The 23,672-nt window shown below is 71.6% G+C and carries 21 protein-coding genes; 10 read left to right on the top strand and 11 right to left on the bottom strand.

What is annotated here, in order from left to right:
* Nucleotides 1–1,046, top strand: a 1,046-nt coding sequence (locus QM572_RS11390) for a pyridine nucleotide-disulfide oxidoreductase (RefSeq protein WP_415093138.1), incomplete at its 5' end; no start/stop codon positions are given.
* A 48-nt stretch (nt 1,047–1,094) separates the two neighbouring features.
* Here QM572_RS11390 and QM572_RS11385 read toward each other — a convergent pair.
* Together QM572_RS11385 and uvrA are read right to left on the bottom strand one after the other, a co-directional pair.
* Nucleotides 1,095–1,589 (bottom strand): Rieske (2Fe-2S) protein, encoded by a 495-nt coding sequence (locus QM572_RS11385; protein WP_415093136.1) that lies wholly within the window; start codon nt 1,587–1,589, stop codon nt 1,095–1,097.
* A gap of 17 nt (nt 1,590–1,606) precedes the next feature.
* Complete coding sequence (gene uvrA / locus QM572_RS11380) at nt 1,607–4,447, bottom strand: excinuclease ABC subunit UvrA (RefSeq protein ID WP_415093134.1); 2,841 nt, start codon at nt 4,445–4,447, stop codon at nt 1,607–1,609.
* 105 nt (nt 4,448–4,552) lie between these two features.
* Here uvrA and QM572_RS11375 point away from each other — a divergent pair, with 105 nt between their 5' ends.
* Nucleotides 4,553–5,014 (top strand): DUF2867 domain-containing protein, encoded by a 462-nt coding sequence (locus tag QM572_RS11375; RefSeq protein WP_415093132.1) that lies wholly within the window; start codon nt 4,553–4,555, stop codon nt 5,012–5,014.
* Entirely contained in the window at nt 5,011–5,682 is a 672-nt protein-coding gene (locus QM572_RS11370; RefSeq protein WP_415093130.1) for an MBL fold metallo-hydrolase, read from the top strand. Before QM572_RS11375 ends, QM572_RS11370 begins: the two co-directional genes overlap by 4 nt.
* A 13-nt stretch (nt 5,683–5,695) precedes the next feature.
* Here the strand turns inward: QM572_RS11370 and QM572_RS11365 are convergent, their stop codons facing one another.
* Together QM572_RS11365 and QM572_RS11360 are read right to left on the bottom strand one after the other, a co-directional pair.
* Complete coding sequence (locus QM572_RS11365) at nt 5,696–6,610, bottom strand: glycoside hydrolase family 6 protein (protein ID WP_415093128.1); 915 nt, start codon at nt 6,608–6,610, stop codon at nt 5,696–5,698.
* A 10-nt stretch (nt 6,611–6,620) separates the two neighbouring features.
* On the bottom strand, nt 6,621–7,541 hold the full coding sequence (locus tag QM572_RS11360) for a glycoside hydrolase family 6 protein (protein ID WP_415093126.1): 921 nt from the start codon (nt 7,539–7,541) through the stop codon (nt 6,621–6,623).
* Nucleotides 7,542–7,613: 72 nt separating this feature from the next.
* Here QM572_RS11360 and map point away from each other — a divergent pair, with 72 nt between their 5' ends.
* From map to QM572_RS11330, 6 genes are all read left to right on the top strand, one after another.
* Nucleotides 7,614–8,378 (top strand): type I methionyl aminopeptidase, encoded by a 765-nt coding sequence (gene map, locus QM572_RS11355; RefSeq protein ID WP_415093124.1) that lies wholly within the window; start codon nt 7,614–7,616, stop codon nt 8,376–8,378.
* 121 nt (nt 8,379–8,499) lie between these two features.
* Nucleotides 8,500–9,633, top strand: a complete 1,134-nt coding sequence (locus QM572_RS11350) for an ABC transporter substrate-binding protein (protein ID WP_415093122.1) — start codon at nt 8,500–8,502, stop codon at nt 9,631–9,633.
* 25 nt (nt 9,634–9,658) lie between these two features.
* A complete protein-coding gene (locus tag QM572_RS11345; protein WP_415093120.1) occupies nt 9,659–10,474 on the top strand; it encodes an ABC transporter ATP-binding protein in 816 nt (271 codons plus the stop codon).
* Complete coding sequence (locus QM572_RS11340; RefSeq protein ID WP_415093118.1) at nt 10,474–11,283, top strand: ABC transporter permease; 810 nt, start codon at nt 10,474–10,476, stop codon at nt 11,281–11,283. The genes QM572_RS11345 and QM572_RS11340 overlap by 1 nt, the downstream gene beginning before the upstream one ends.
* A 7-nt stretch (nt 11,284–11,290) precedes the next feature.
* Complete coding sequence (locus tag QM572_RS11335) at nt 11,291–12,127, top strand: ABC transporter permease (protein WP_415093116.1); 837 nt, start codon at nt 11,291–11,293, stop codon at nt 12,125–12,127.
* 18 nt (nt 12,128–12,145) lie between these two features.
* Entirely contained in the window at nt 12,146–13,516 is a 1,371-nt protein-coding gene (locus QM572_RS11330; RefSeq protein WP_415093114.1) for a pyridoxal phosphate-dependent decarboxylase family protein, read from the top strand.
* Between the two features lie 37 nt (nt 13,517–13,553).
* Here QM572_RS11330 and QM572_RS11325 read toward each other — a convergent pair whose 3' ends face one another.
* Together QM572_RS11325 and QM572_RS11320 are read right to left on the bottom strand one after the other, a co-directional pair.
* A complete protein-coding gene (locus QM572_RS11325; protein WP_415093112.1) occupies nt 13,554–15,860 on the bottom strand; it encodes a M4 family metallopeptidase in 2,307 nt (768 codons plus the stop codon).
* 259 nt (nt 15,861–16,119) lie between these two features.
* Nucleotides 16,120–17,220 (bottom strand): potassium channel family protein, encoded by a 1,101-nt coding sequence (locus QM572_RS11320; protein WP_415093110.1) that lies wholly within the window; start codon nt 17,218–17,220, stop codon nt 16,120–16,122.
* Nucleotides 17,221–17,237: 17 nt separating this feature from the next.
* Here QM572_RS11320 and QM572_RS11315 point away from each other — a divergent pair, with 17 nt between their 5' ends.
* Nucleotides 17,238–18,902 (top strand): acyl-CoA dehydrogenase family protein, encoded by a 1,665-nt coding sequence (locus QM572_RS11315; protein ID WP_415093108.1) that lies wholly within the window; start codon nt 17,238–17,240, stop codon nt 18,900–18,902.
* A 19-nt stretch (nt 18,903–18,921) separates the two neighbouring features.
* Here the strand turns inward: QM572_RS11315 and QM572_RS11310 are convergent, their stop codons facing one another.
* The 5 genes from QM572_RS11310 to QM572_RS11290 form a co-directional block, all read right to left on the bottom strand.
* A complete protein-coding gene (locus QM572_RS11310; RefSeq protein WP_415093106.1) occupies nt 18,922–20,130 on the bottom strand; it encodes a PP2C family protein-serine/threonine phosphatase in 1,209 nt (402 codons plus the stop codon).
* Nucleotides 20,108–20,410: an STAS domain-containing protein gene (locus QM572_RS11305; protein WP_415093104.1), complete on the bottom strand. Its 303-nt coding sequence runs from the start codon at nt 20,408–20,410 to the stop codon at nt 20,108–20,110. The genes QM572_RS11310 and QM572_RS11305 overlap by 23 nt, the downstream gene beginning before the upstream one ends.
* A complete protein-coding gene (locus tag QM572_RS11300) occupies nt 20,401–20,811 on the bottom strand; it encodes an ATP-binding protein (RefSeq protein WP_415093102.1) in 411 nt (136 codons plus the stop codon). Before QM572_RS11300 ends, QM572_RS11305 begins: the two co-directional genes overlap by 10 nt.
* 31 nt (nt 20,812–20,842) lie before the next feature.
* Entirely contained in the window at nt 20,843–22,285 is a 1,443-nt protein-coding gene (locus tag QM572_RS11295) for a glycine hydroxymethyltransferase (RefSeq protein ID WP_415093100.1), read from the bottom strand.
* Between the two features lie 84 nt (nt 22,286–22,369).
* The coding region (locus QM572_RS11290; protein WP_415093098.1) for a benzaldehyde dehydrogenase at nt 22,370–23,672 on the bottom strand (1,303 nt) is incomplete at its 5' end.

Below are 23,672 nucleotides of genomic sequence, written 5' to 3'. Positions count from 1 at the left end.
TGCACGCGGGCCGCGGCACCGAGCGGGAGCGCAGCCACGTGCGCGCGGTCGCGGCGCGGCTCGGGGGCGACTCCGCTCCCCTGCTCGCCCACCTCGCCGAGCATCCGCGCGACGCCCTGCTGCTCTCCGTCGCCGTGCCGACCATCGCGTTCGCGGGCGTCACCGAGGTGCCCCAGGAGGCCTGGGACCTGGTGGAGCGATGTCGCCCGGCGTACGGCGGCGACTGGTGGTTCCGCGGGCTCCTGGCCTTCGTCCGGACCGAGCAGCTGCGCTTCGACGAGGCGATGGACCTGGCCGTCGCCTCGCTCGACGCCGAGCCCGGCGCGGGGCACTCCGCGCACGCGCGGGCGCACGCGCACTACGAGACCGGGGACCACGCGGCTGGCCTGGCGTGGATGGACCGGTGGATCGACGACGAGGGCGCGAAGGCCGAGTCGCTCTCCCACTTCTCCTGGCACGCCGCGCTGCACGAGCTCTCCCTCGGCGACCTCGACGCCGTACGCCGTCGCTACGACACCCAGCTCGACCCCGCGACCGCCCTCGGCTGCCGGGCGCTGGTCGACACCGGATCCCTGCTCTTCCGCTGGGCGATCACGCCGGGGGCGGGCGAGGTCCCGGGGATGGACGCGGTGATCGCAGCCACGGGGGCCGAGACCCTGGCCCGGCCGGCGACGGCCTTCATGGCGCTGCACGCGCTGGTCGTCCACCTCGCCACCGGCGACGTCGCGGGCCTCCGCGCGGTGCGCGACGCCGCGCGGGACCATTCCCGGGCGACCCAGCGCGAGGTCGTCGCGCCGCTCGCCGACGCCTTCCTCCTCATGGCGACGGGCCGCCCGTCGGAGGCCGCCGATCGGCTCTGCGCGCTCACCGGCCAGCTGTGGCGGCTCGGCGGCTCCGATGCCCAGCGCGAGATCGTCGAGGAGGCCCGGATCGCGGCACTGCTCCGGGCCGACCGCTGGGACGACGCCCGCGAGGTGCTCGACCGCCGCCTGGACCGCCGCCGCTCGCCTCGCGACGAGGCCTGGCGACGGCAGGCTCAGCCCTGATCCGCCGCTGCTCGCCGCCGCCCACGGCGAGCAGCGGCGGATCGGGGGTCAGGCGAGGTAGATCTCGCCGTCGGTCACGGTGATCGAGACCGACGGGAGCGGGTCGGGCGCCGGGCCGCTGTCGACCGAGCCGTCGGTGATCGAGAAGTGGCTGTTGTGGCAGGTGCAGACGATCTCGCTGTCCTCGACCTTGGACACCAGGCAGCCGTTGTGGGTGCAGGTCGCGTCGAAGGCCTTGAACGTGCCCTCGGTCGGCTGGGTGACCACCACCTTCTCGTCGGAGAAGATCGTGCCGCCGCCGACCTCGATGTCGCTGGTCGACGCGAGGGCGTCGGCCGCGGTGCGGCTCGACGCGGAGGCGGACTCCGACGCGGAGGCGGACTCGCTCGCGCCGGAGGACGTCGTGCCCGACGCGGCGCCGGAGCTCGACGTCGTGTCGGTGGCGGTGGAGTCGTCGGCGCCGCAGGCGGCGAGCAGCGGCACGGCGGCGAGGCCCGTTCCCGCGAGGAGGGCGTTGCGGCGGTCCAGCGAAGAAGGAGTCATGGCCTCAGCATGAATCATCAACCCAAGAGATGCTTGAGAAATTGGCCGGTGTGGCTCGCGGGGTTGGCCGCGATCTGCTCCGGCGTCCCCTCGGCCACGACGGTGCCGCCCCGGTTGCCCCCCTCGGGCCCCATGTCGATCACCCAGTCGGCGGTCTTGATCACGTCGAGGTTGTGCTCGATCACCAGGACCGTGTTGCCCTTGTCGACCAGGCTGCCCAGCACGCCGAGGAGCTTGCGGATGTCCTCGAAGTGAAGGCCCGTCGTGGGCTCGTCGAGCACGTAGATCGTGCGGCCGGTCGAGCGCTTCTGCAGCTCGCTGGAGAGCTTCACCCGCTGCGCCTCGCCCCCGCTCAGCGTGGTCGCGGGCTGACCGAGCCGGACATAGCCCAGCCCGACCTCGACCAGGGTCGTGAGGTGGCGCGCGATCGCGGGGACGGCGGCGAAGAAGTCGACCGCCTCCTCGATCGGCATGTCGAGCACCTCGCCGATGTTCTTGCCCTTGTAGTGCACCTCGAGCGTCTCGCGGTTGTAGCGCATGCCGTGGCAGACCTCGCACGGCACGTAGACGTCGGGCAGGAAGTTCATCTCGATCTTGATCGTGCCGTCGCCGGCGCAGGCCTCGCAGCGGCCGCCCTTGACGTTGAACGAGAACCGGCCCTGCTGGTAGCCGCGCACCTTGGCCTCGGGCGTCGAGGCGAAGAGCTTCCTGACGTGGTCGAAGACGCCGGTGTAGGTGGCCGGGTTGGACCTCGGCGTACGCCCGATGGGGCTCTGGTCGACGTGGATCACCTTGTCGACGTGCTCCAGCCCCGTGATCGTCCGGTGCCGGCCGGGGATGGTGCGCGCGTTGTAGATCTGCTTGGCCAGCGAGGTGTAGAGGATGTCGTTGACCAGCGTCGACTTGCCCGACCCCGAGACGCCGGTGACCGCGAGGAAGACCCCCAGCGGGAACGAGACGTCCAGATTCTTGAGGTTGTTCTCCCGCGCGCCGAGGACCTTGAGCTCGCGTCCGGCGGTCAGCGGACGGCGTACGTCGGGGAGGGCGATCCGGCGCTTGCCCGCGAGATACTGCCCGGTCATCGACGTGGTGTTCTTGTAGAGCGCCTTGACGGTGCCCGAGTGCACGACGTGGCCGCCGTGCTCGCCGGCTCCGGGGCCGATGTCGACGACCCAGTCGGCGACCCGGATGGTGTCCTCGTCGTGCTCGACCACGATGAGGGTGTTGCCGAGGTTCTTCAGGCGCAGGAGGGTCTCGATCAGGCGGGCGTTGTCCCGCTGGTGGAGGCCGATGCTGGGCTCGTCGAGGACGTAGAGCACGCCGACGAGCCCCGCGCCGATCTGCGTCGCGAGCCGGATGCGCTGGGCCTCGCCGCCGCTCAGCGAGCCCGAGGGCCGGTCGAGCGAGAGGTAGTCCAGCCCGACGTCGAGCAGGAACTGCAGCCGCTCCTGGATCTCCTTGAGCACCCGCTCGGCGATCTGCTTCTCGCGCTCGGTGAGCGTGACCCCGTTGAGCCAGGCACTGGCCTCGTTGATCGGCAGGGCGCAGATCTCGGCGATGTTCAGGCCGCCCTGGTCGCGCTCCCCCAGCGTGACCGCCATCGAGACCGGCTTGAGACGGCTGCCCGCGCACGCCGGGCAGGGCACCTCCCGCATGAAGCCCTCGAACCGCTCGCGGCTGGTGTCGGACTCCGCCTCACGGTGACGCCGCTCGACGTAGGAGCGCACGCCCTCGAACTCCGCGTCGTAGGCCCGCTGGCGCCCGTAGCGGTTGGTCGTGACCACGTGCACCTTGCGGGTGTGGCCGTCGAGGATGGTCTTCTGCGCGGCCTTCGGGATGTCCTCCCACGGCGTGTCGAGGTCGAAGCCGATCTCCTCGCCGAGCGCGCCGAGCAGACGCAGGAAGTAGTCCGAGATGTGCGCGTGGCTCCACGGCTGGATCGCGCCGTCGTTGAGGGTGGCCTGGGGGTTGGGGATGACCAGCTCGGGGTCGACCTCCATCCGGGTGCCGAGGCCGTGGCACTCCGGACAGGCGCCGAAGGGACTGTTGAACGAGAAGGAGCGCGGCTCGAGGTCGTCGGTGTCGATGGGATGGTCGTTGGGGCACGACATCTTCTCGGAGAACTTCATCTCCTCGCCGGTGTCCACGAAGTCGAAGAGCACCAGCCCGCCGGTGAGCAGCAGCGCGGTCTCCACGGAGTCGGTGAGCCGCTGCTTGCTCGACGCCTTCACCTGGAGGCGGTCGATGACGACCTCGACGGTGTGCTTCTGCTGCTTGTTGAGCTTGGGCGGCTCGGAGAGCTGGACGGTCTTCCCGTCCACCCGCGCGCGGCTGTAGCCCTGAGCCTGCAGCTGGCCGAAGAGCTCGACGAACTCGCCTTTGCGACCGCGCACCACCGGGGCCAGCACCTGGAAGCGCCGGCCCTCCTCGAGCGTGAGGATCCGGTCGACGATCTGCTGCGGGGTCTGCCGCTCGATGGGGGCCCCGCAGGTGGGACAGTGCGCGCGGCCCGCGCGCGCGAAGAGCAGGCGGAGGTAGTCGTAGACCTCGGTGATCGTGCCGACCGTCGAGCGCGGGTTCTTGCTGGTCGACTTCTGGTCGATGGAGACCGCCGGGCTGAGCCCCTCGATGAAGTCGACGTCGGGCTTGTCCATCTGGCCCAGGAACTGCCGGGCGTACGCCGAGAGCGACTCGACATAGCGGCGCTGCCCCTCGGCGAAGATGGTGTCGAAGGCGAGACTCGACTTGCCCGAGCCGGAGAGGCCCGTGAAGACGATCAGCGCGTCGCGGGGCAGATCGAGCGAGACGTCCTTCAGGTTGTGCTCACGAGCGCCCCTGATGACGATCTGGTCGGCCACGCCTGCCCCTCTCCCGATGCGTTCGAACACGTGTTCGTCACCCTAGCAGGGGCGCCCGACACATCCACACTTGCCAGGCACCCCGCGTCACCGCAGGATCGAACGGTGGACCCAACAGGGGACGAGGCGCCCGCATTCCGCTCCGTCGCGCTCCGCGACCTGCCGCTGCCCGACTACGTCGACCTGATCGCGGTGCCGCGTCCGCCCGGCTCGACGCCCGACCCCGCCACCTGGGCGCGGACGATCTTCGGCCGGGAGACGATGCCGGGAGTGGTCAAGGGACTCTTCGGCGTCCGGCAGGCGCTCGCGCCCCTGATCGGCGTCCCGACCGATCCCGACGACCCGTTCGCGGTGCGGGAGGTGGTCGGCGAGGAGGCGCTGCTGTCGTACGACGACAGGCATCTGGACTTCCGGTGCGGCATCGGTGTCGGCGACGACCTGGTCCGGGTCACGACGGCCGTCCGGCTGCACGGGTGGCGCGGGCGGGTCTACTTCGGCGTGGTCCGGCCGGCGCACCCGCTCGTCGTCACCGCCATGCTGCGCCGGGCTGCCACGATGCTGTCATGACCTACACCGGCGTGGTCCGCCCCGGCGGGCTCGACGACACCCTCGAGCTCGCCCACCTCACCGTCCGCAAGGTCGCGGTCGATCCCGCGATGGCGAACAACTCCTACCTGCTGCGCTGCCGCCACACCGGCGCGCAGGTGATGATCGACGCCGCCGCCGAGCCGGAGAGGCTGATCCCGTGGGTCGGCGACGCCGGCCTCGACGCGGTCATCACGACGCACCAGCACTGGGATCACCATCGCGCGCTCGCCGAGGTCGTCGCCGCCACCGGCGGGACCGCGATGGCCGGCGCGCCCGACGCCGCGGCGATCACGGACGCCACCGGCGTGCCGATCGGCGTCGGGCTCGCAGACGGGCACCGCATCCCGGTCGGTGAGTCCGAGCTCGAGGTGATCGCCCTGCGCGGACACACCCCGGGCTCGGTCGCGCTGCTCTACGACGACCCCGCCGGAACGCCTCACCTCTTCACCGGCGACTCGCTCTTCCCCGGCGGCGTCGGCAACACCTTCGGCGACGCCGCCGCCTTCGCCCAGCTCATCGACGACGTCGAGCAGCGGGTCTTCGCCCGCCTCCCCGACGCCACCTGGCTCTACCCCGGCCACGGCGACGACTCCACCCTCGGCGCCGAGCGCCCCCACCTTTCCGAGTGGCGCCGCCGCGGCTGGTGACCGTGGGCGCGGCTCAGCGGCCGAGGAGGCGGTCGGCGAGGAGGTCGCTCCATCCCCACGCGGGACCGCCGTGGCAGGCGCCGTCCGTCTCACCGGGGTGCTTGACCCAGAGCAGCCCGTCGAGCGCTCCCGAGGTGAACATCCGCGGCGCCGTGCCCAGACGCGCCCAGGTCGGGTTGCACCAGTTGGTGCCGCGCGGCCTGGCGCCGTTGCGCGAGGTGTCGATCACGTAGTGGCTCGCCCTCACACCTCGCTTCGCGAGCGCCCGCCGGACGGCGGCGGCATAGCGCTTCGTCGCCGCGGTGGGCTGGAAGTTGGCGACGTTGAGCGCGAATCCGCGGGCCCGCGCCACGCCGGCGCGCTTCAGCCACCGGGCGACCCGCTTCGCGGGCTGCCAGTGGGTGTGCCCGGCGTCGAGGTAGGCCCACACGCCGGCCTCGGCCAGGGTGCCGACCGTCCAGCGCAGGAGGCTCAGCCGGGCGCTCCCGCCGCACGTGGACGCGAAGGGGAGGGCGTCGGGCTCGACGATCGCGATGGCGCCGCGACCGGCGAGCGCGGCCGCGATCCGCGACACCCAGGCCCGGTACGTCGTCGCGTCGGGCCAGCCGCCCCCGCCGCAGTTCAGGTCCGGGATGGCGTAGAGCACCACCTGCGGCGTCCGCTGCGCCGCGGCGGCCCGGCTCACGTAGTCGGCGGTCACGCCCTGGACCGCGTCCACCGAGTACGACGTCGTCAGCCAGAGCGCCTGGGGCTGGCTCCCGATCGCCGCGTAGGCGTCACCCTGCTGTGCCGCGAGGCTCTGGGGGTCGGCGTACAGGGCCCGGCTCTGCCGGGGGTCGAGCTGCTGGGCCGGGGCCGCGCCGACACCGACGACGAGCGGCGCGAGGGCCGCGGCCAGCAGGAGGCCCATCCGGCGGAGGGAGGTCATGGGACGAGTCTCACCGACCGAGCAGCCGGTCCGCGAGCAGGTCGCTCCATCCGGACGCGGGACCGCTGTTGCAGGCGCCGTCGGTCTCCCCCGGGTGCTTGACCCACAGCAGCCCGTCGAGGGACCCGGTGCGCAGCATGACCGGGCGCTGGCCGACCCGTGCCCAGGGAGGGTTGCACCACTGAGCGTCCAGGGGCACGGCCCCGTTGCGCGAGGTGTCGATGACGAAGTGCTTGTCGGGAAGCGCCAGGACGCCGAGGGCGGCCACCACCGTCTCGCCGTAGAGCCGGACCTCCGCGGTCGGACGGAAGTTCGCGACGTTGAGGCTGAAGCCGCGCGCGTAGGCGATGCCCGCCTGGCGCAGCTTCGCCGCCGTCGCGTCGGCGCTCACCCAGTTGCTGTGGCCGGCGTCGAGGTAGACCCACGTGCCGCTCCCGGCGAGGATCCGCGCGGCCGCGCCGAGCAGCGCCAGCCGGGCGTCTCCGCCGCACTGCTCGCTCATCGCGAGCGCGTCCGGCTCGACCACCGCGATCGCCCGGCGGCCCCGGAGCACGGAGGCGACGACCTTGACCCAGCGCAGGTACGCCGTGGCGTTGCTCCAGCCGCCGCCCGCGCAGTCCCGGTCCGGAATCGCGTAGAGCACCACCTGGGGCGTCCGGCGCCTGGCGACGGCACGGCGGACGTACGCCCGCAGTTCGCGGCGGACCGCACGGGGCGTGGCGACGCCCAGCCAGAGCGCCTGGGGCACCGACCCGAGCGCGGCGTAGGCGCCGCCGCGGACCGCCGCGGAGCTGTGCGAGTCGGCGTACAGCGCCCGCGTCTGCCGCGGATCGGCGGCCGATGCCGGCGACGGCGACATCACGCCGAGCACGAGAGCCGCGAGTGCGGCGCTCAGGGCATGCCTCCGACCTCGGCCCACCCCTCGCAACACCTGCGCAGCCTAGAGGGCGGAGGCCCCTCCCGGAGGCAGAACGAGAAGACTGCCGCCGGTAGGCTCACCTCTGTGATCGAGCTCCGCACACCCGCCCAGATCGAGCAGATGAAGCCGGCCGGGCGCTTCGTCGCCGACGTGCTCACCGCGCTCCAGCAGAAGGCCGCCGTCGGGGTCAACCTGCTCGAGCTCGACGCGCTCGCCCACCAGATGATCAAGGACCGCGGCGCGGAGTCGTGCTACATCGACTACCACCCGAGCTTCGGCGCCATGCCCTTCGGCTTCGTGCTGTGCACGAGCGTCAACGACGCCGTGCTGCACGGGCTGCCCTTCGACTACGAGCTGCGCGACGGCGACCTGCTCAGCGTCGACTTCGCCGCGAGCGTCGACGGCTGGGTGTCGGACTCGGCGCTCAGCGTGGTCGTCGGCTCCCCCGACCCGAGGGACCTGAAGCTGATCGACGTCACCACCCAGGCGCTGGAGGCCGGCGTCGCCGCCGCGCGGCCGGGGAACAGGATCGGCGACATCAGCCACGCGATCGAGATCGTCGCCAAGCGCAACGGCCTGAAGGTGAACACGCAGTTCGGCGGGCACGGCGTCGGCCGCACCATGCACGGCGACCCGCACGTGCCGAACGCCGGGAAGGCCGGCCGGGGCTTCAAGCTCGAGCCCGGTCTCGTGATCGCGATCGAGCCGTGGTTCCTGCACTCGACCGACCAGATCTACATCGACAAGGACGGCTGGACGATCAAGTCGGCCGACGGCTCGCGCGGCGCGCACATGGAGCACACCGTCGCGATCACGCCCGACGGGCCACTGGTCTTGACCGCTCGATGAAACCTAGGTTTCAGCATCGAGCGCGTTCGTTCCGCGACAGGCGGCAGCCTGTAACACCGGCGAAATAGCCCCTCACTAGCGTCACCGACGTTGAGCGTCGCCCCGAACCGACGCCCCGAGAATGAGGAGCACCATGGTCAACCCCGAGCCTTTCACCCACGGCATGAGCCGTCGGCAGATCCTTCGCGCCGGCGGGCTCGGCGCCCTGGCGATCGGTGCCGTCGGCTTCCTGGCCGCCTGCGGCAGCGACAGCGACGGCGGCACCGCGACGTCGTCCGACAGCGCCACCGGCACCGCCGACCTCGGCGAGCTGACCGTCAAGCTGTCCTGGATCAAGAACATCGAATTCGCCGGCGAGTACTTCGCCGACACGAACGGCTACTACACGGACGCCGGGTTCTCCAGCGTCAACCTGATCGCCGGTGGCGACCAGACCAGCGCCGAGGACGCCCTCATCTCGGGCCAGGTCCTGATCGGCCTCTCCTCGGTCTCGATCACCGCCCCCGCCATCGCCAAGGGCGCTCCGCTGAAGGTCATCGGCTCGACGTACCAGAAGAACCCCTTCTGCCTGCTCTCCCTCGAGGAGAAGACCCCGATCAAGACGGTCGAGGACCTCAAGGGCAAGAAGATCGGCGTCCAGTCCGGCGGCAACCTCTCGATCTTCGAGGGCTTCCTCACCGCGGTCGGCCTCACCAAGGACGACGTCACGATCGTGACGACGCTGTACGACATCGCCCCCCTCGAGGAGGGCAAGTACGACGCCCACATGTCCTACATCACGAACGAGCCGATCCTCGCCAAGTCCGACGGGTTCACGCCGGTCGTGCTGGGCCTGGCCGACAACGGCCTGCCGTTCGTCGCCGAGACCTTCACGGTCACCGACGAGACGCTCGAGTCCAAGCGCGACCTGCTCAAGGCGTTCCTGATCGCCGAGATCAAGGGCTGGACCGACGCGGTCAAGGACCCGGCCAAGTCGGCCGAGCTCGCCGTCACCAACTACGGCAAGGACCTCAAGCTCGACGCCGAGGAGCAGACCGCGGAGGCCACCGCGCAGAACGGCCTGATCCTCACCGACGACGTCAACGAGAACGGCCTGTTCACGATGACCGACGCGCTCATCGACGAGAACATCGCGTCGCTCAAGGCCATGGGCACCGACATCTCCGCGGACGACCTCTTCGACCTCTCCATCCTCGAGGAGATCTACAAGGAGAACCCCGACCTCATCACGACGTTCACGATCCCGTCCGCCTGAGCGGCCGCCCGGACAGAACCGCCTGATGGCATTTGCGACGACTGATCCCCGTGGCGAGGGCACCCTCGCCACGGGGATCAACATCCACAAGCTGACCAAGACCTTCCGCGTCGGCCGGAACACGACCGAGGCGCTCACCGAGGTCAACCTGGGCACCACCCAGAACTCGTTCCTCTCGCTGCTCGGCCCGTCGGGGTGCGGCAAGTCGACGATCCTCCGGATCCTCGCCGGCCTGGAGACGCCCACCACCGGCGAGATCGCGATCAACGGCAAGGGCGCGCTGGAGATCCAGCGCGAGCACGAGGTCGGCGTCGCCTTCCAGGACTCGGCGCTGCTGCCGTGGCGCTCGGTCGAGAAGAACATCCGGCTGCCGCTGGAGGTGGCCGGCATCAAGCCCGAGAAGGGCCTGATCAGCGACCTGATCCAGCTGGTCGGGCTCAAGGGCTTCGAGGACGCCAAGCCCGCCCACCTCTCGGGCGGCATGCGCCAGCGGGTCTCGATCGCCCGGTGCCTCGTGGTGCAGCCCACGATCATGCTCCTCGACGAGCCCTTCGGCGCGCTCGACGACATGACGCGCCAGCGGATGAACGACGAGCTGCAGAGGATCTGGACCGAGAAGCCCGCGACCACCCTGATGGTGACCCACGGCATCGCGGAGGCGATCTACCTCTCCGACGTCGTCGCCGTCATGTCGCCGCGGCCGGGCCGGATCGCCGAGGTCGTCGAGATCGACCTGCCGCGTCCTCGCACGCCCGACATCCTCCGCTCGCCGGAGTTCCACCACTATCACGACCAGCTCTCCGAGATCCTCTTCGGAGCACGCAACGCGGTGGGCCACTGATGCCCGACCTCCGTCCCCTGCTGGCCAAGCCGTGGGTCGGCGCGTTGGCGGGCATCGTCCTGATCGTCATCGCGTGGTGGATCGTGTCGATCCCCTACGTGAAGCCCTCGGGTCGCCCCGGCGCCATCCCGCCGCCCTGGGACGTCGCCAAGGAGGCCATCGGAGCCGTCCACGACCAGGTCTACCTGACCGCGGTCGGGCACACCTCCCTCGAGGCGATGTGGGGCTTCCTCTGGGGGGTCGTGATCTCGATGGCGATGGCGTTCGTCGTCGTCATCGTGCCGCGGCTGGACAGCTTCATCATGCAGCTGGGCGTCGTCACCTCCTGCATCCCGTTGACCGCGGTCGGGCCGATCGTCTCGCTGATGGGGAAGGCCGGAGACCGCACCACCGCGATCTTCCTCGCCGCGCTGCTGTGCATCTTCCCCACGCTGATCGGCTGCCTCGTCGGACTCCGGAGCGCCAGCGCCACCCAGCTCGACGTCATCACGGCGTACGGCGGGGGGCGGGTCTCCCAGCTGCGCAAGGTGCAGCTCATCGCGGCCGTCCCCAACCTGATCGCGGCGCTCAAGGTCTGCGCCCCGATGTCGGTCCTCGGCGCGATCCTCGGCGAGTACTTCCTCAACGGCGTCGAGTCCGGCATGGGCATCCTGCTGATCTCCTCCCAGGCGAGCAACAACTCCGTGCGGGTCTGGGCGATCGGCATCATCTGCGCGGTGATCGCGGGCATCGCCTACGCGCTCATCGCGCTCCTCGGCAAGCTGCTGACGCCCTGGGCGGCGGGCACCGACACCCCGGCGGGACTGTGACGAAGAGATGAACAACAGCGATCTGCGCTACGCCCTCGGCCGTATCGGCAAGTCCGTCGGCCTCGTCATCCTCTCGATGGCCGTCCTGACCGTCGCGTGGCAGCTGGCCGTCGGCTGGCTCATCGACAGCGGCCACACCAACAGCTACATCGCTAAGAAGCCCGTCGACGTCTGGGACTACTTCACGAAGGTGGGCATCGACAACGTCGAGCCCAGCGTGCACCGCCACGACATCCTGGCGCTCCTCTGGGTGACCCTGGGACACACCGCCCTCGGCTTCGTCGCCGGCGTCGCGGGGTCGATCGTCCTCGCGCTGTCGTTCGTGATCGTCAAGCCGCTGGAGTTCATGTTCCTGCCCGTCGCGGTGTTCCTGCGCACGGTCCCGCTGCTCGCGCTGGCGCCCGCGATCTACCTCGTCTTCGGCGACGGGCTCGTGGCGGCCGCGCTGATCAGCGCCGTGGTCGTGTTCTTCCCGATCCTGCTCAACCTCGCGGTGGGCTTCCGGTCGGTGTCGCCCCAGGCGGTCGACATGGTCCGGGTCAACGGCGGGACCCGGTGGACCCTGCTGCGCAAGGTCGCCATCCCCACCGCCCTCCCCCAGCTCTTCGCCTCGATGCGGATCGCGGTGCCCGGCGCGCTCACCGGGGCGATGCTCTACGAGTGGCTGCTGACGACCTCCGGGCTGGGCGGCAAGATCCCGCTGGCGAAGTCGCAGGCCGACTACCAGCAGATCTGGGCGATCGCGGCCGTCGTCACGGTGGTCTCGATCCTGCTCTACACCGTCGCCGCGATCGTCGAGGAGTCGGTGCTCGCGCGGTGGGGGTTCATCACCCGGCGAGGCTGAGTCCGTACGCTCTCGCCCATGCCCGCGATGCACTCGTACGACGCCGACGCAGCCGCCATGGCCCGAGGTCTGGCCGACCTCTGCCTCGACCGGCTCGCGATGGACGCCCCGCTCGACCACACCCTGACGCCGGCCCAGCTCGCCGAGGTCGCCGGAGCGACCGTGACCCCCGGCGGGCTCGGCGCCGCCGAGGCCAGCCGGCTCTGGGAGGACGTGCTCGCCCCGGCGTGCCTGTCGGTGGACCACCCGCGCTACCTCGCGTTCATTCCCGGGGCGCCGTCGAAGGCGGCGGCCGCGTTCGACATGCTCGTCGGCGCCTCGAGCATCTACGGCGGCTCCTGGCTCGAGGGCAGCGGCGCGATCTACGCCGAGAACCAGGCGCTGCGCTGGATCGCGGACCTGGCCGGCCTCCCGGACGGCGCCGGAGGGGTCTTCGTGGCAGGCGGCACCAACGGCAACCTCTCGGCCCTCGTCGCGGCTCGCGCGACGGCGCTGCACCGGCGTGGCGGCGTACGCCCGGCGCGGTGGTCGGTGGTGCTGACCTACGAGACGCACTCCTCGGTCAAGCACGCCCTGGAGTCGGTCATGGACGTCGACATCGTCGAGATCCGCGGCGACGAGCGCGGCCGGCTCACCGGCGACGCGATCCGGGACTGGCTCGCGACCGCCGGCGAGGAGGAGCGGGACGGCGTCTTCGCCGTCGTCGCCACCGCGGGCACCACCAACCTCGGCGTGGTGGACGACCTCGACGGGATCGGGCAGGTCGCCGCGGAGCAGGGCTGGTGGTTCCACGTCGACGGCGCGTACGGCGGCGCCGGACTCGCCGCCCCCAGCGTGCGCCACCTCTACGCCGGCATCGAGCGCGCCGACTCCTTCATCGTCGACCCGCACAAGTGGCTCTTCGCGCCCTTCGACTGCTGCGCCCTGCTCTACCGCGACCCGGTGCTCGCCCGCGCCGCGCACACCCAGAAGGCCAGCTACCTCGACGTGCTGACCGACGAGGTCGAGTGGAATCCCAGCGACTACGCGATCCACCTGACCCGCCGCCCCCGAGGACTCCCCCTCTGGTACTCCCTCGCCGTCCACGGCACCGACGCCTACCGCGAGGCCGTCGAGCGGACCCTGACGGTGACCCGGGCCGGCCGCGAGCTGATCGAGGAGTCCGAGCACCTGCGGCTGCTGGTCGAGCCGGACCTCTCCGTGCTGATCTTCGAGCGGGTCGGCTGGCGGGACGGGGACTACGCGGCCTGGAGCCAGCGGCTGCTGGCCGACGGCGAGGCGTTCGTGACGCCCACCAAGCACCGCGGCCGGATCTGCACCCGGTTCGCGATCGTCAACCCCCGCACGACGGTCGAGGACCTCCGGCTCGTCGTCGACTCCATGGTGTGAGGAGTGCCGACGAGCCGGAGGGCCTCTCGGTGCGCGCTCAGCCGAGGGTGAGCGCCGTGTCGTCCACCAGGAAGCTCGTCGCCAGTGAGCTGTCCTCGACTCCGCTGAAGGAGATCGTGAAGGTGGTGCCGGCCAGCGACGTCAGGCTGAACGACTTCTGCACGTAGCCCGAGCTCTTGTTGAGGTTCGAGTACGTCGCGAGGGTCGTCGAGCCCGCCTTCACCGTCAGCTTGTCGTACGCCGTGGAGGTGGTCGTCTCCTTCGTGGTGATGTTGACCCAGAAGGTGAACGTCGCCGTGCAGCCCGCCGGGACGGTCACCGACTGGCTCAGCGTGTCGGTGTGGGTGCTGCCGTAGCCGTCCAGCCAGGCCTTGTAGCTGCCCGTGCGGGCGGCCGCCGACGTGGAGCTGTCGATCACCCCGCTGCTCTGGGTCCAGCTCGTGGCGCCCGACTCGAAGCCCGGGTTGGCGATCTTGTTGCCCGAGCAGGTCCCGCTGCTGCCACCGCTGACGGTGAACGTGAACGACGTCGTGCCGGCGGCGCCCGCCGAGTCGGTCGCGGAGGCGGTGACGCTGTAGGTGCCGGCCGTGGTCGGCGTACCGGAGACCGTGCCGGCCGACGAGATCGAGACGCCGGCGGGAAGGCCGGTGGCCGACCACGTGTACGGCGCCGTGCCCCCGGAGGCGCTCAGGGTGAAGGAGCTGATGGCGGTGCCGACGGTGCCGGTCTTGCTGCCCGGGTTCGCGACGGTCACGGTGGTGGTCCCGCCGCCGGCCGTGCAGGTCGGATCGGCGGACTGCGCGGGCACGGAGACCGCGTCCCACGCCGCCTTGACCGCGTTGAACTCCGTGCACGAGCTCGGGAAGAGGGACTTGGCGGCGGTGAGCGTCCAGGTGCGGTACTTCAGGTAGGACGAGCTCGAGGTCTTGAGCAGCATCGCGTTGTACATGATCTGCTCGGCCTTCTGGATCCCGATGCCGGTGATCGACGAGCTGTTGCACGTCGGGCTGGCCGGCTGGCCGTCGGTCGGGCTGGTGCCCTCGGCGAGCAGGTAGAACCAGTGGTTGCCCGGCCCGGCCGCCGCGTGCACCTCGGCGGTCGGCGTGGAGGAGGAGTAGCAGTTGGAGTCCCCGGCCAGCGACGGGTTGTACATGTAGCGGATCGGCGCCCCGCCGAGGTTCACCTCCTCGCCCACGGTGAAGTCGGGGGTGTCGTAGGGGGCCGACTGGTTGGCGTACCACTCGGTCGCGGCGCCGAAGGTGTCGGCGACGAACTCCTGGGTGCCCTTGGCCGAGATCCCGCCGGGCGTGTTGTCGTCGACGCCGTGGCCCATCTCGTGGGCGAGCACGTCGATCGAGGAGATCCAGGCGCCGTCGTCGTCGTAGCCGACCTGGACCTGGGTGCCGTCGTAGTAGGCGTTCTCCTCCTGGTCGCCGATCCGGATCGGCCATGCGCCGCCGTTGCCGTCGGGGCCGTTGCGCCCGTCCCAGGCCGACAGCATCGCGATCTCCTTGTCGGCGGCGTAGAGCGCGTCGACGCAGGCCGTCTCGCGGTCGGTGGCCGCGCCGCCGCCCCAGCCGGTGTCGGCGGACTGAGTGAAGGTGGTGTTCGTGGCGGCGTCCTGGCAGCTGAGGTTGGTGGCGGCCGGGTCCTTCATCGCGTAGGTCGAACCCGACAGCGTCGTGCCGAAGGTGACCGGCTTGGGGCCGTTGTAGGTGCCCGAGCCGGTGCCGTGCAGCACGTGCTCCTTGGTGCCGACGACCTTCCCGCTGTGCGCGTCGACGTAGACCGCCAGGCGGGACGGCTCGCCGTCGCGGGTGCCGGTCGCGTAGGTCTCGTACGCCAGGTGCGAGGTGGCCTCGTCCTGGAAGACGACCAGGCGGGTCTCGCCGAGGCTCGCGTCGTCGACCAGCCCGGCCGCCTTCTGCCGGGCGGTCGTCGTCGAGATGCTGGGCGTGATCGAGCCGACCCGGGTCGGCTTCGTCTGGGCGACCGAGGTGGCGACGACCTTGCCCGCGTCGTCGGTGGCGACCACGAAGTCGCCGCCGACCACGTCGAGACCGCGGTAGGTGCGGTCGTAGGCGACGTAGCTCAGGCCGTGGGAGCGGTAGACCTGGGTCTGGGCGGCCTTGTCCTGCTTGGCGAGATGCAGCCGGGACGGGCGGGTGGCGACGAAGTCGCCCGCGCCCTTCGCGGCGGCGTCGCTCCGATCGGGCCGGGCGGGCTGGGACGGCTGGGCTGACGGGGTGGCGGCCTGGGTGGCGGCCTGCGCGGTGGCGGGTGCCAGCCAGGATGCGGAGACGACAAGGGCCAGGGTCAGGCCCGAGATGACGCGTTGCTTCACGAGATCCCCTTTGAACCGGGGCCGGATCGGCCCCCGAGACGGTCCGGCCCGGGTTCGGGCCTGGCGGGAACCTTCGCGGGCCGCGGATCGCCGCGTCAATGCTGTGAATCGACGCAGATGTGCACTGCAACAACGTGCAAAAGGTAAAAGTGTCGGGCTTCGGCGCCGATTCCGGCCGATTCCCCTTCCGAGCGCCGCGCCGGCGCGCTAGTGTCGCTCTCGTTGAGCCCCTGGTGACCCGAGACGCCAGGGGCTCGACTCATCTCTCCTCGCCGTCGGTGGCGAGATCCTCGTCGTGCGTGCCGGGCCGGGGCGCCCACGGCAGCTCCTTCGCCGGCCGTACGACGACGAGCCGGTCGCCCCGAGCCAGCTGGGTCACGACCGGGTCGAAGTAGCGGAACACCCGCTCGTCGCGTACGACGGCGATGACCTGGTCCGGCAGCTGCTGCGGCTGCTTGCCGACCTCGCTGACCAGCAGCGCCCGCTCGGCCACCTCGAGCCCCTCGCCGTAGGTCAGCAGGTCCTCCATCACCGAGCCGAGGGTCGGCGAGAGCGTGGAGAGGCCCAGCAGCCGGCCGACCGCGTCGGCCGAGGTGATGACCGAGTCCGCCCCGGACTGCTTCATCAGCGCGACGTTCTCCTCCTCGCGCACCGCGGCCACGATCCAGGCGTCGGGGTTGAGCTGGCGGACGGTCAGCGCGGTGAGGACGTTGGTGTCGTCGCGGTCGGTGGTGATGATGACCTGGTCCGCGTCGGCGACGCCCGCGCGCCGGAGCACCTCGCGCCGGGTGGCGTCGCCGGTGACGACGGCGAGGCCGTCGCTGTGCGCGTCCTGCAGGGCGGAGGCCGACGGGTCGACGACCACGACGTGCTCGCGGTCCTTGCCGTTCTTGAGCAGGGTCTCGACGGCGCTGCGGCCCTTGGTGCCGTAGCCGACGACGACGACGTGGTGGGACATTTTCCTCCTCCAGCGGGCGGTGCGGATCTGCTCCCGACCCCGGGTGGCGAGCACCTCGAGGGTCGTGCCGATCAAGAGCACCAGGAAGCCGATCCGAGCGGGGGTCATCACGAAGGCGTTGACCAGGCGCGCGCCCTCGCTCACGGGCGCGATGTCGCCGTAGCCGGTGGTGCTCAGCGTGACGGTCGTGTAGTAGACCGCGTCGATGAGGCTGATGCCGTCTCCGTTGACGTCGCGGTAGCCGCCTCGGTCCACGTAGACGAGGAGGACGGTGCCGAGGAGGATCGACAGCGCGGCCAGCAGCCGGCGGCCCAGCTCCCACCAGGGAGAGCGGACGTGCTCCGGGAGCGACAGCCGGCCGCGACGCAGCCGGGTGTCGTCGTACGTCTCCTCGTGCGGCACGGGACTACCGTAGTGCCATGACCAGCTCATCCCGGGCAGGCGATCGCGTCGCGCTCAACCAGGCTCCCCCGCTCGCCGGGCACAACGTCGTCACCTCCGATCTCGCGCTGGCCGAGGCGGTCGTGCGGCATGCCTCCGCCGAGACCCTCGACTCCCTCGTGGCCCTCGGCTTCGAGGCGGGCTCGGAGGAGGCTCGCGAGCAGGGACGGCTCGCCAACCGGCACTCCCCCGAGCTGCGGCCCTACTCCCGCTACGGCGAGCGGATCGACGAGGTCGACTTCCACCCGTCGTGGCACTGGCTGATGGAGCGCGCCGTCGGGCACGGACTCGCGGCCACCCCCTGGGAGAGCGACGATCCGCACGCGCACGTCCGCCGCGCGGCCGGCTTCTTCGCCTGGTCGCAGACCGAGCCCGGCCACGGCTGCCCGATCTCGATGACGTACGCCGCCGTGCCGGCGCTGCGCGCGGACGACGCCCTCGCGAAGGAGTGGACGCCGCTCCTCGCGTCGACGACCTACGACCCCGGGCTGCGCCCGATCTCCCAGAAGCTCGGCGCCCTGGCGGGCATGGGCATGACCGAGAAGCAGGGCGGCTCGGACGTGCGGGCCAACGTCACCACGGCGACGCCGCTCGCCGGGGACGCCGACTCGGGGGTCTACACCCTGCGCGGGCACAAGTGGTTCACCTCCGCTCCGATGAACGACATGTTCCTCGTCCTCGCCCAGACCGCCGACGCCGGCGTCACCTGCTTCGTGCTGCCCCGCGTGCTGCCCGACGGCTCCCGCAACACCCTCGACGTGGTCCGGCTCAAGGACAAGCTCGGCAATCGCTCCAACGCCTCCGCGGAGCTGGAGTTCGACCAGACCCTCGCCTGGCGGCTCGGCGACGAGGGCCGCGGCGTGCGCACCATCATCGAGATGGTGGCCGCGACCCGGCTCGACTGCGTCCTCGGCTCGGCGTCGCTGATGCGCCGTGCCGTCGCCGAGGCGTCCTGGCACGTCGCCCACCGCTCCGCGTTCGGCGGCCTGCTCGCCGACAAGCCGCTGATGCGCAACGTGATCGCGGACCTGGCCGTGGAGTCGGAGGCGGCCACCGCGCTCGCGCTGCGGCTCGCCACCGCCGTGGACCGCCGTCACGACGCGCACGAGGCGGCGCTGCGCCGGATCGCGCTGCCGCTGGCGAAGTTCTGGGTCTGCAAGCGGACGCCGGCGCTGACCGCCGAGGCGCTGGAGTGCCTGGGAGGCAACGGCTACGTCGAGGAGTCCGGGATGCCGCTGCTCTACCGCGAGGCGCCGGTCAACTCGGTGTGGGAGGGCTCGGGCAACATCAACGCCCTGGACGTGCTCCGGGCGCTCTCGCGCGAGCCGGAGGTGCTCGACGCCTATCTCACCGAGGTCGGGCGCGCGCGGGGCGGCGACGCGCGGCTCGACGCGGCGATCGCCGACCTGCTCCAGCTGCTCGGGTCGCTCACGCCGGAGCTGATGGAGGTCAACGCCCGCCGGCTCGCCGGCCGGATGGCGGCGGTGCTCCAGGGCGCCCTGCTGGTCCGGCACGGCGCGCCCGAGGTCGCCGACCTCTTCTGCGCCTCGCGGCTCGGGACGTCCTACGACGGCACGTTCGGCAGCCTCGCCGGCGGTGACCTCGCCGCCGTGGTGGCGCGGACGACCCCGACGCTCGGCTGATCGGCCCGGTCAGCTCCGGTCAGCTCTGCCGCTGGGCGACCAGGATCGCGATGTCGTCGTCGGCGACGTGCTCGCCGAGCACCTCGCCGAGCACCCGGATGCAGCCCAGCTCGGGGTCGTCGGCCTCGGCGAGCGCGAGGCCGACCCGGGCGAGGTTGATGCCGATCAGGTCGCTGGCACCGTCCTCCGGGCCGGGCCGGCGCTCGACCAGGCCGTCGGTGAAGAGGCACAGCAGGCCGCCGTCGGGGACCTCGACGACGTGGGTGAGGCGCTGGGTGCCGGGGTGGAGCCCCAGCAGCGGGTCGGACGGCACCTCGGCCACGACCCCCGGGACGTCCGGCGCGCCCACGACCGGCGCGTAGTGCCCGGCCGAGCTGAACCGCCAGGTCGCGAAGGGCGGCTCGGCGACGCCGTAGAGGACGGTGGCGAGCACGTCGCTCTCGAAGTGGCAGATCTCGCGGTCCAGGCGCTGCAGGACCTCCGCGGGGTCCTCGTGCTCGATCGCGTAGGCGCGCAGCGCGCTGCGCAGCCGGCCCATGACGATCGCCGCGGCGAGGCCGTGACCGATGACGTCCCCCATCACGAGGCCCAGGGCTCCGCCGGGCAGCTGGAAGACGTCGTACCAGTCGCCGCCGAGGTCGCCCTCGGCGGGCACGTAGCGGGCGGCGATCGCCAGCCCCGGGGGCGCCTGCGGGGTGGTCGGGAGCAGGCTGCGCTGGAGGGTGAGCGCGGTGGTGTGCTCGGCGTCGCTGAACCGGTCGCGCAGCACCTCGCCGAGCTCCAGGGCGAACTCGGTCAGCCGCATCACCTCCAGCTCCCCGAAGTCGTGGCCCCGCAGGAACCCGACGTGCAGCACGCCGAGCAGCTCGCTGCCGTCCACGATCGGCACGCCGAGCAGGGTCCGGACGCCGTGGTCGAGGAGGACGGGGTTGACCACCGTGCTCCGGCTGACGTCGCTGAGGACCACCGGCTGCCGGGTCTGGGCGACCACGCCCGCGAAGCCGAGGCCCATCGGCACCCGCCGAGCGCCCCGAAGCGTCTTGTCGAGCCCGATCGTGGCCGCGGGCACCAGGACCGAGCGGGTCTCGTCGAGCAGCAGGACCGTGGCCGTGTCGGCCTCCAGGCCGGCGTGAGCCCGGCGGAGGATCTCGGCCACCTCGGGATAGGAGGCCGCGGTCTCCTGGGCGAGCGCGGTCTGGACCTCGTTAGACGACGGGTCGCCAGGCATCGGCGAGCCCGGTCGCCTCGAGGACCCGGCTGACGCGGGGCGACTTCTCCGCGATCGCGAAGGTCTTGCCGGCCTTGTCGGCGTGCTTGGCGAGCTCGATCAGGGCGCCGATGCCCATCGAGTCCATGAAGTCCACGCCGGCCATGTCGAGGGTGAGGGCGTCCTCCTCCTCGAGCACCGCTAGTCCGGCGTCGATGAACTCCTGCCGGCTCACCAGGTCGATCGAGCCCTCCAGCTTGAGCGAGCCGGTCCCCGGCGTACGGGAAATCGTCAGTTCCATGCCGTCTCGTCCTCCACGTCGTTCCCGGCGCTCCCACGCCGATCGGTCAACCGGAACCACACCGTCTTGCCGTCGGCCCCGGAGTCTGTCGTCACACCCCACTCGGTGGCAACTTCGGCCACCAGACGCAGCCCGCGCCCGGAGGGATCGTCCACCGGGTGGTCGGCCGCGCGCACGATGGGCAGGCGGACGCTGCCGTCCGAGACCCGCACCGTCAGGGAGTCGCCGTCGACCTCGACCTCGAACTGCACCAGCGGGCTGCCGTGGCGCACCGCGTTCGTCACCACCTCGGACGCGAGCAGCTCGGCGTCGTCCAGCAGCTCCTCGGTGAAGCCGTCGCCGCACGAGCGGACGAGGGTCCGGGCCTCGCGCACCGACTCGGGGCGGAACGGCAGCGTCACCGCCAGCGACCGTCTGGGCAATCTTCCTCCGTCAACTGAGGTCGAGACCGGGATAGAGAGGGAACTTCTCCATCAGCTCGGCCGCAGCCGCCTTCGTCCCCCCGGCGACCCCGTCCGCGATGACGTACGACGCCTTGCTGGCCGCACCAGCAGACGTCCTACCCGGCGTCGTGGACTTCAAAACCTGCGTGATCAGCTCGGCGACGTAGTCGAAGTCCGAGGCGCCCAGGCCGCGGGTCGTGAGAGCCGGGGTGCCGAGCCGGATGCCGGAGGTGTACCACGCGCCGTTGGGGTCGGCGGGGACGGAGTTGCGGTTGGTCACCACGCCCGAGTCGAGCAGCGCGGACTCGGCCTGGCGGCCGGTGAGGCCGAGCGGGCTGACGTCGAGCAGCACGATGTGGTTGTCGGTGCCGTCGGTGACGAGCGTGATCCCGCGGCGCTTGAACCCCTCGGCGAGCGCCTGGGCGTTGTCCGCGACGTCCTGGGCGTAGGTCTGGAAGGACTCCTGCCTCGCCTCGGCGAAGGCCACGGCCTTGGCGGCCATGACGTGCGACAGCGGGCCGCCGAGCACCAGGGGGCAGCCGCGGTCGACGCTCGGCGCGTACTCCTCGGTGGCGAGGATGAAGCCGCCGCGCGGGCCGCGCAGCGACTTGTGCGAGGTCGAGGTGACGACGTGAGCGTGCGGGATCGGGTCCTCGTCGCCCGTGAACACCTTGCCGGCGACGAGGCCGGCGAAGTGCGCCATGTCGACCATGAGGGTGGCGCCGACCTCGTCGGCGATCTCGCGCATCTTCGCGAAGTTCACCCGGCGGGGGTAGGCGGAGTAGCCCGCGACGAGCACCAGCGGCTTGAACTCCCGCGCCTTGGCGCGGACCACGTCGTAGTCGAGCAGGCCGGTCTCCGGGTCGGTGCCGTACTGCTGCTGGTGGAACATCTTGCCGCTGATGTTCGGCCGGAAGCCGTGCGTCAGGTGGCCGCCCGCGTCCAGGCTCATGCCGAGCAGGCGCTGGTTGCCGAGCTCGGCGCGCAGGCTCTCCCAGTCCGCCTCGGAGAGCTCGGCGACGTTCTTCGCGCCGAACTTCTCGAGCCAGGGGCCCTCGACGCGATGCGCCAGGATCGCCCAGTACGCCGTCAGGTTGGCGTCGATGCCGGAGTGCGGCTGGACGTAGGCGTATTCAGCGCCGAACAGCTCCTTGGCGTGGTCGGCGGCGAGCTGCTCGACGGTGTCGACGTTCTGGCACCCGGCGTAGAACCGGTGTCCGACCGTCCCCTCGGCGTACTTGTCGGAGAACCAGGTGCCCATCGTGAGGAGCACCGCCGGGCTGGCGTAGTTCTCCGAGGCGATGAGCTTGAGCGAGGCGCGCTGGTCGGCCAGCTCCTGCTTGGTCGCGTCGGCGATCCGCGGCTCGACCGAGGCGATGACCTCGAGTGCCTGCTGGTACGCGGAGGAGGTCAGGGCGGTGAGATCGGCCATGGGCACAGCGTAGTGAGCCGCCTCCTCGCCGAGCCAACCTGCCCGCCCTGTGGCCGGCCCTGTGGCCGGCCCTGTGGCCGGCCCTCAGAACGGCGAGGAGGCCAGCTCGCTCTGGGCGGTCACCCACTGGGTCTCGGTGTAGGCCTCCAGGTTGGCGCGGGCTCCGCCCGTCCGGGACCCCGTCCCCGACCAGCCCACGCCGCCGAAGGGGATCACCGGCTCGTCGGCGACGGTCTGGTCGTTGATGTGCACGGCTCCCGAGGGGATCCGCTCGGCGAGCTCGAGCGCGCGCAGCCCGTCGCCGGCCAGGATGCCGAGCGACAGGCCGTACTCGGAGCCGGCGGCCAGCGTGACGGCCTCGTCCAGGGAGCCGAAGGAGAGCACCGGGGCCACCGGGCCGAAGACCTCCTCGGCGTAGGCCGGGGCGTCCGGCTCGACGTCGGCCAGCACCGTCGGCCGGTAGAAGAGCCGGTCGTAGGTCCCGCCGGCCGCAAGCCGCGCGCCGCCGTCGAGGGAGGCGGTGACGAGCTCGTGGACGTGGTCGCGCTGATGCGCGTCGATCAGCGGCCCGAGATGGACCTCCTGCCGGGCCGGGTCGCCGACCGTGAGCCGCTCGGCACGCGCGGCCAGGGCCTCGACGTACCGCTGCGCGATGCTCTCCGCGACGATGTGCCGGCCGGTGGTCATGCAGATCTGGCCCTGGTGCATGAAGGAGCCGAACGCGCCGATCGAGGCCGCGCGCTCGACGTCGACGTCGTCGAGGACCACGAGCGCGGAGTTGCCGCCGAGCTCGAGGTGGGCGCGCTTGAGGTGGCGCCCCGCCAGCTCGCCGACCGTCCGGCCGGCACGGGTCGAGCCGGTGAAGGCGATCACCCTCACCCGGGGGTGGACGACCAGGGCCTCGCCGACCGTGCCGTCGCCCGGGAGCACGGAGAGGAGTCCCGCGGGCAGCCCGGCCTCCTCGAAGACGCGGGCGATCGCCACGCCGCCCGCCACGGCGGTCCGCGGGTCCGGCTTCAGCACGACGGCGTTGCCGAGGGCGAGCGCCGGCGCGACGGCGCGCAGGGAGAGCACCAGCGGGAAGTTGAACGGCGCGATGACGCCGACCACGCCGACCGGTCGCTGCCGGGAGAAGCTCAGCCGCGGCTGCGCGCTGCGGAGCATCTCGCCGTACGGCGCGGAGGCGAGCGCGGCCGCCTCGTAGCACTCCCCCGCGATCAGGTGCAGCTCGAAGTCGGCCTTGGCCAGGGTGCTGCCGGTCTCCCGCATGATCCAGTCGCGGATCTCGATCGCGTGCTCGGCGACGAGGTCGCCGGCGCGGCGCAGGACCGCCGCCCGCTCGTCGTACGGCGCCGCGGCCCAGCTGCGCTGCGCCCTGGCCGCCGCC

Origin of the sequence: Nocardioides sp. (assembly GCF_047607365.1) — a bacterium.
Classification (GTDB): domain Bacteria; phylum Actinomycetota; class Actinomycetes; order Propionibacteriales; family Nocardioidaceae; genus Nocardioides.
The sequence above is the reverse complement of the archived record's forward strand: the minus strand, read 5'-3'. Positions and strand labels throughout refer to the sequence as shown.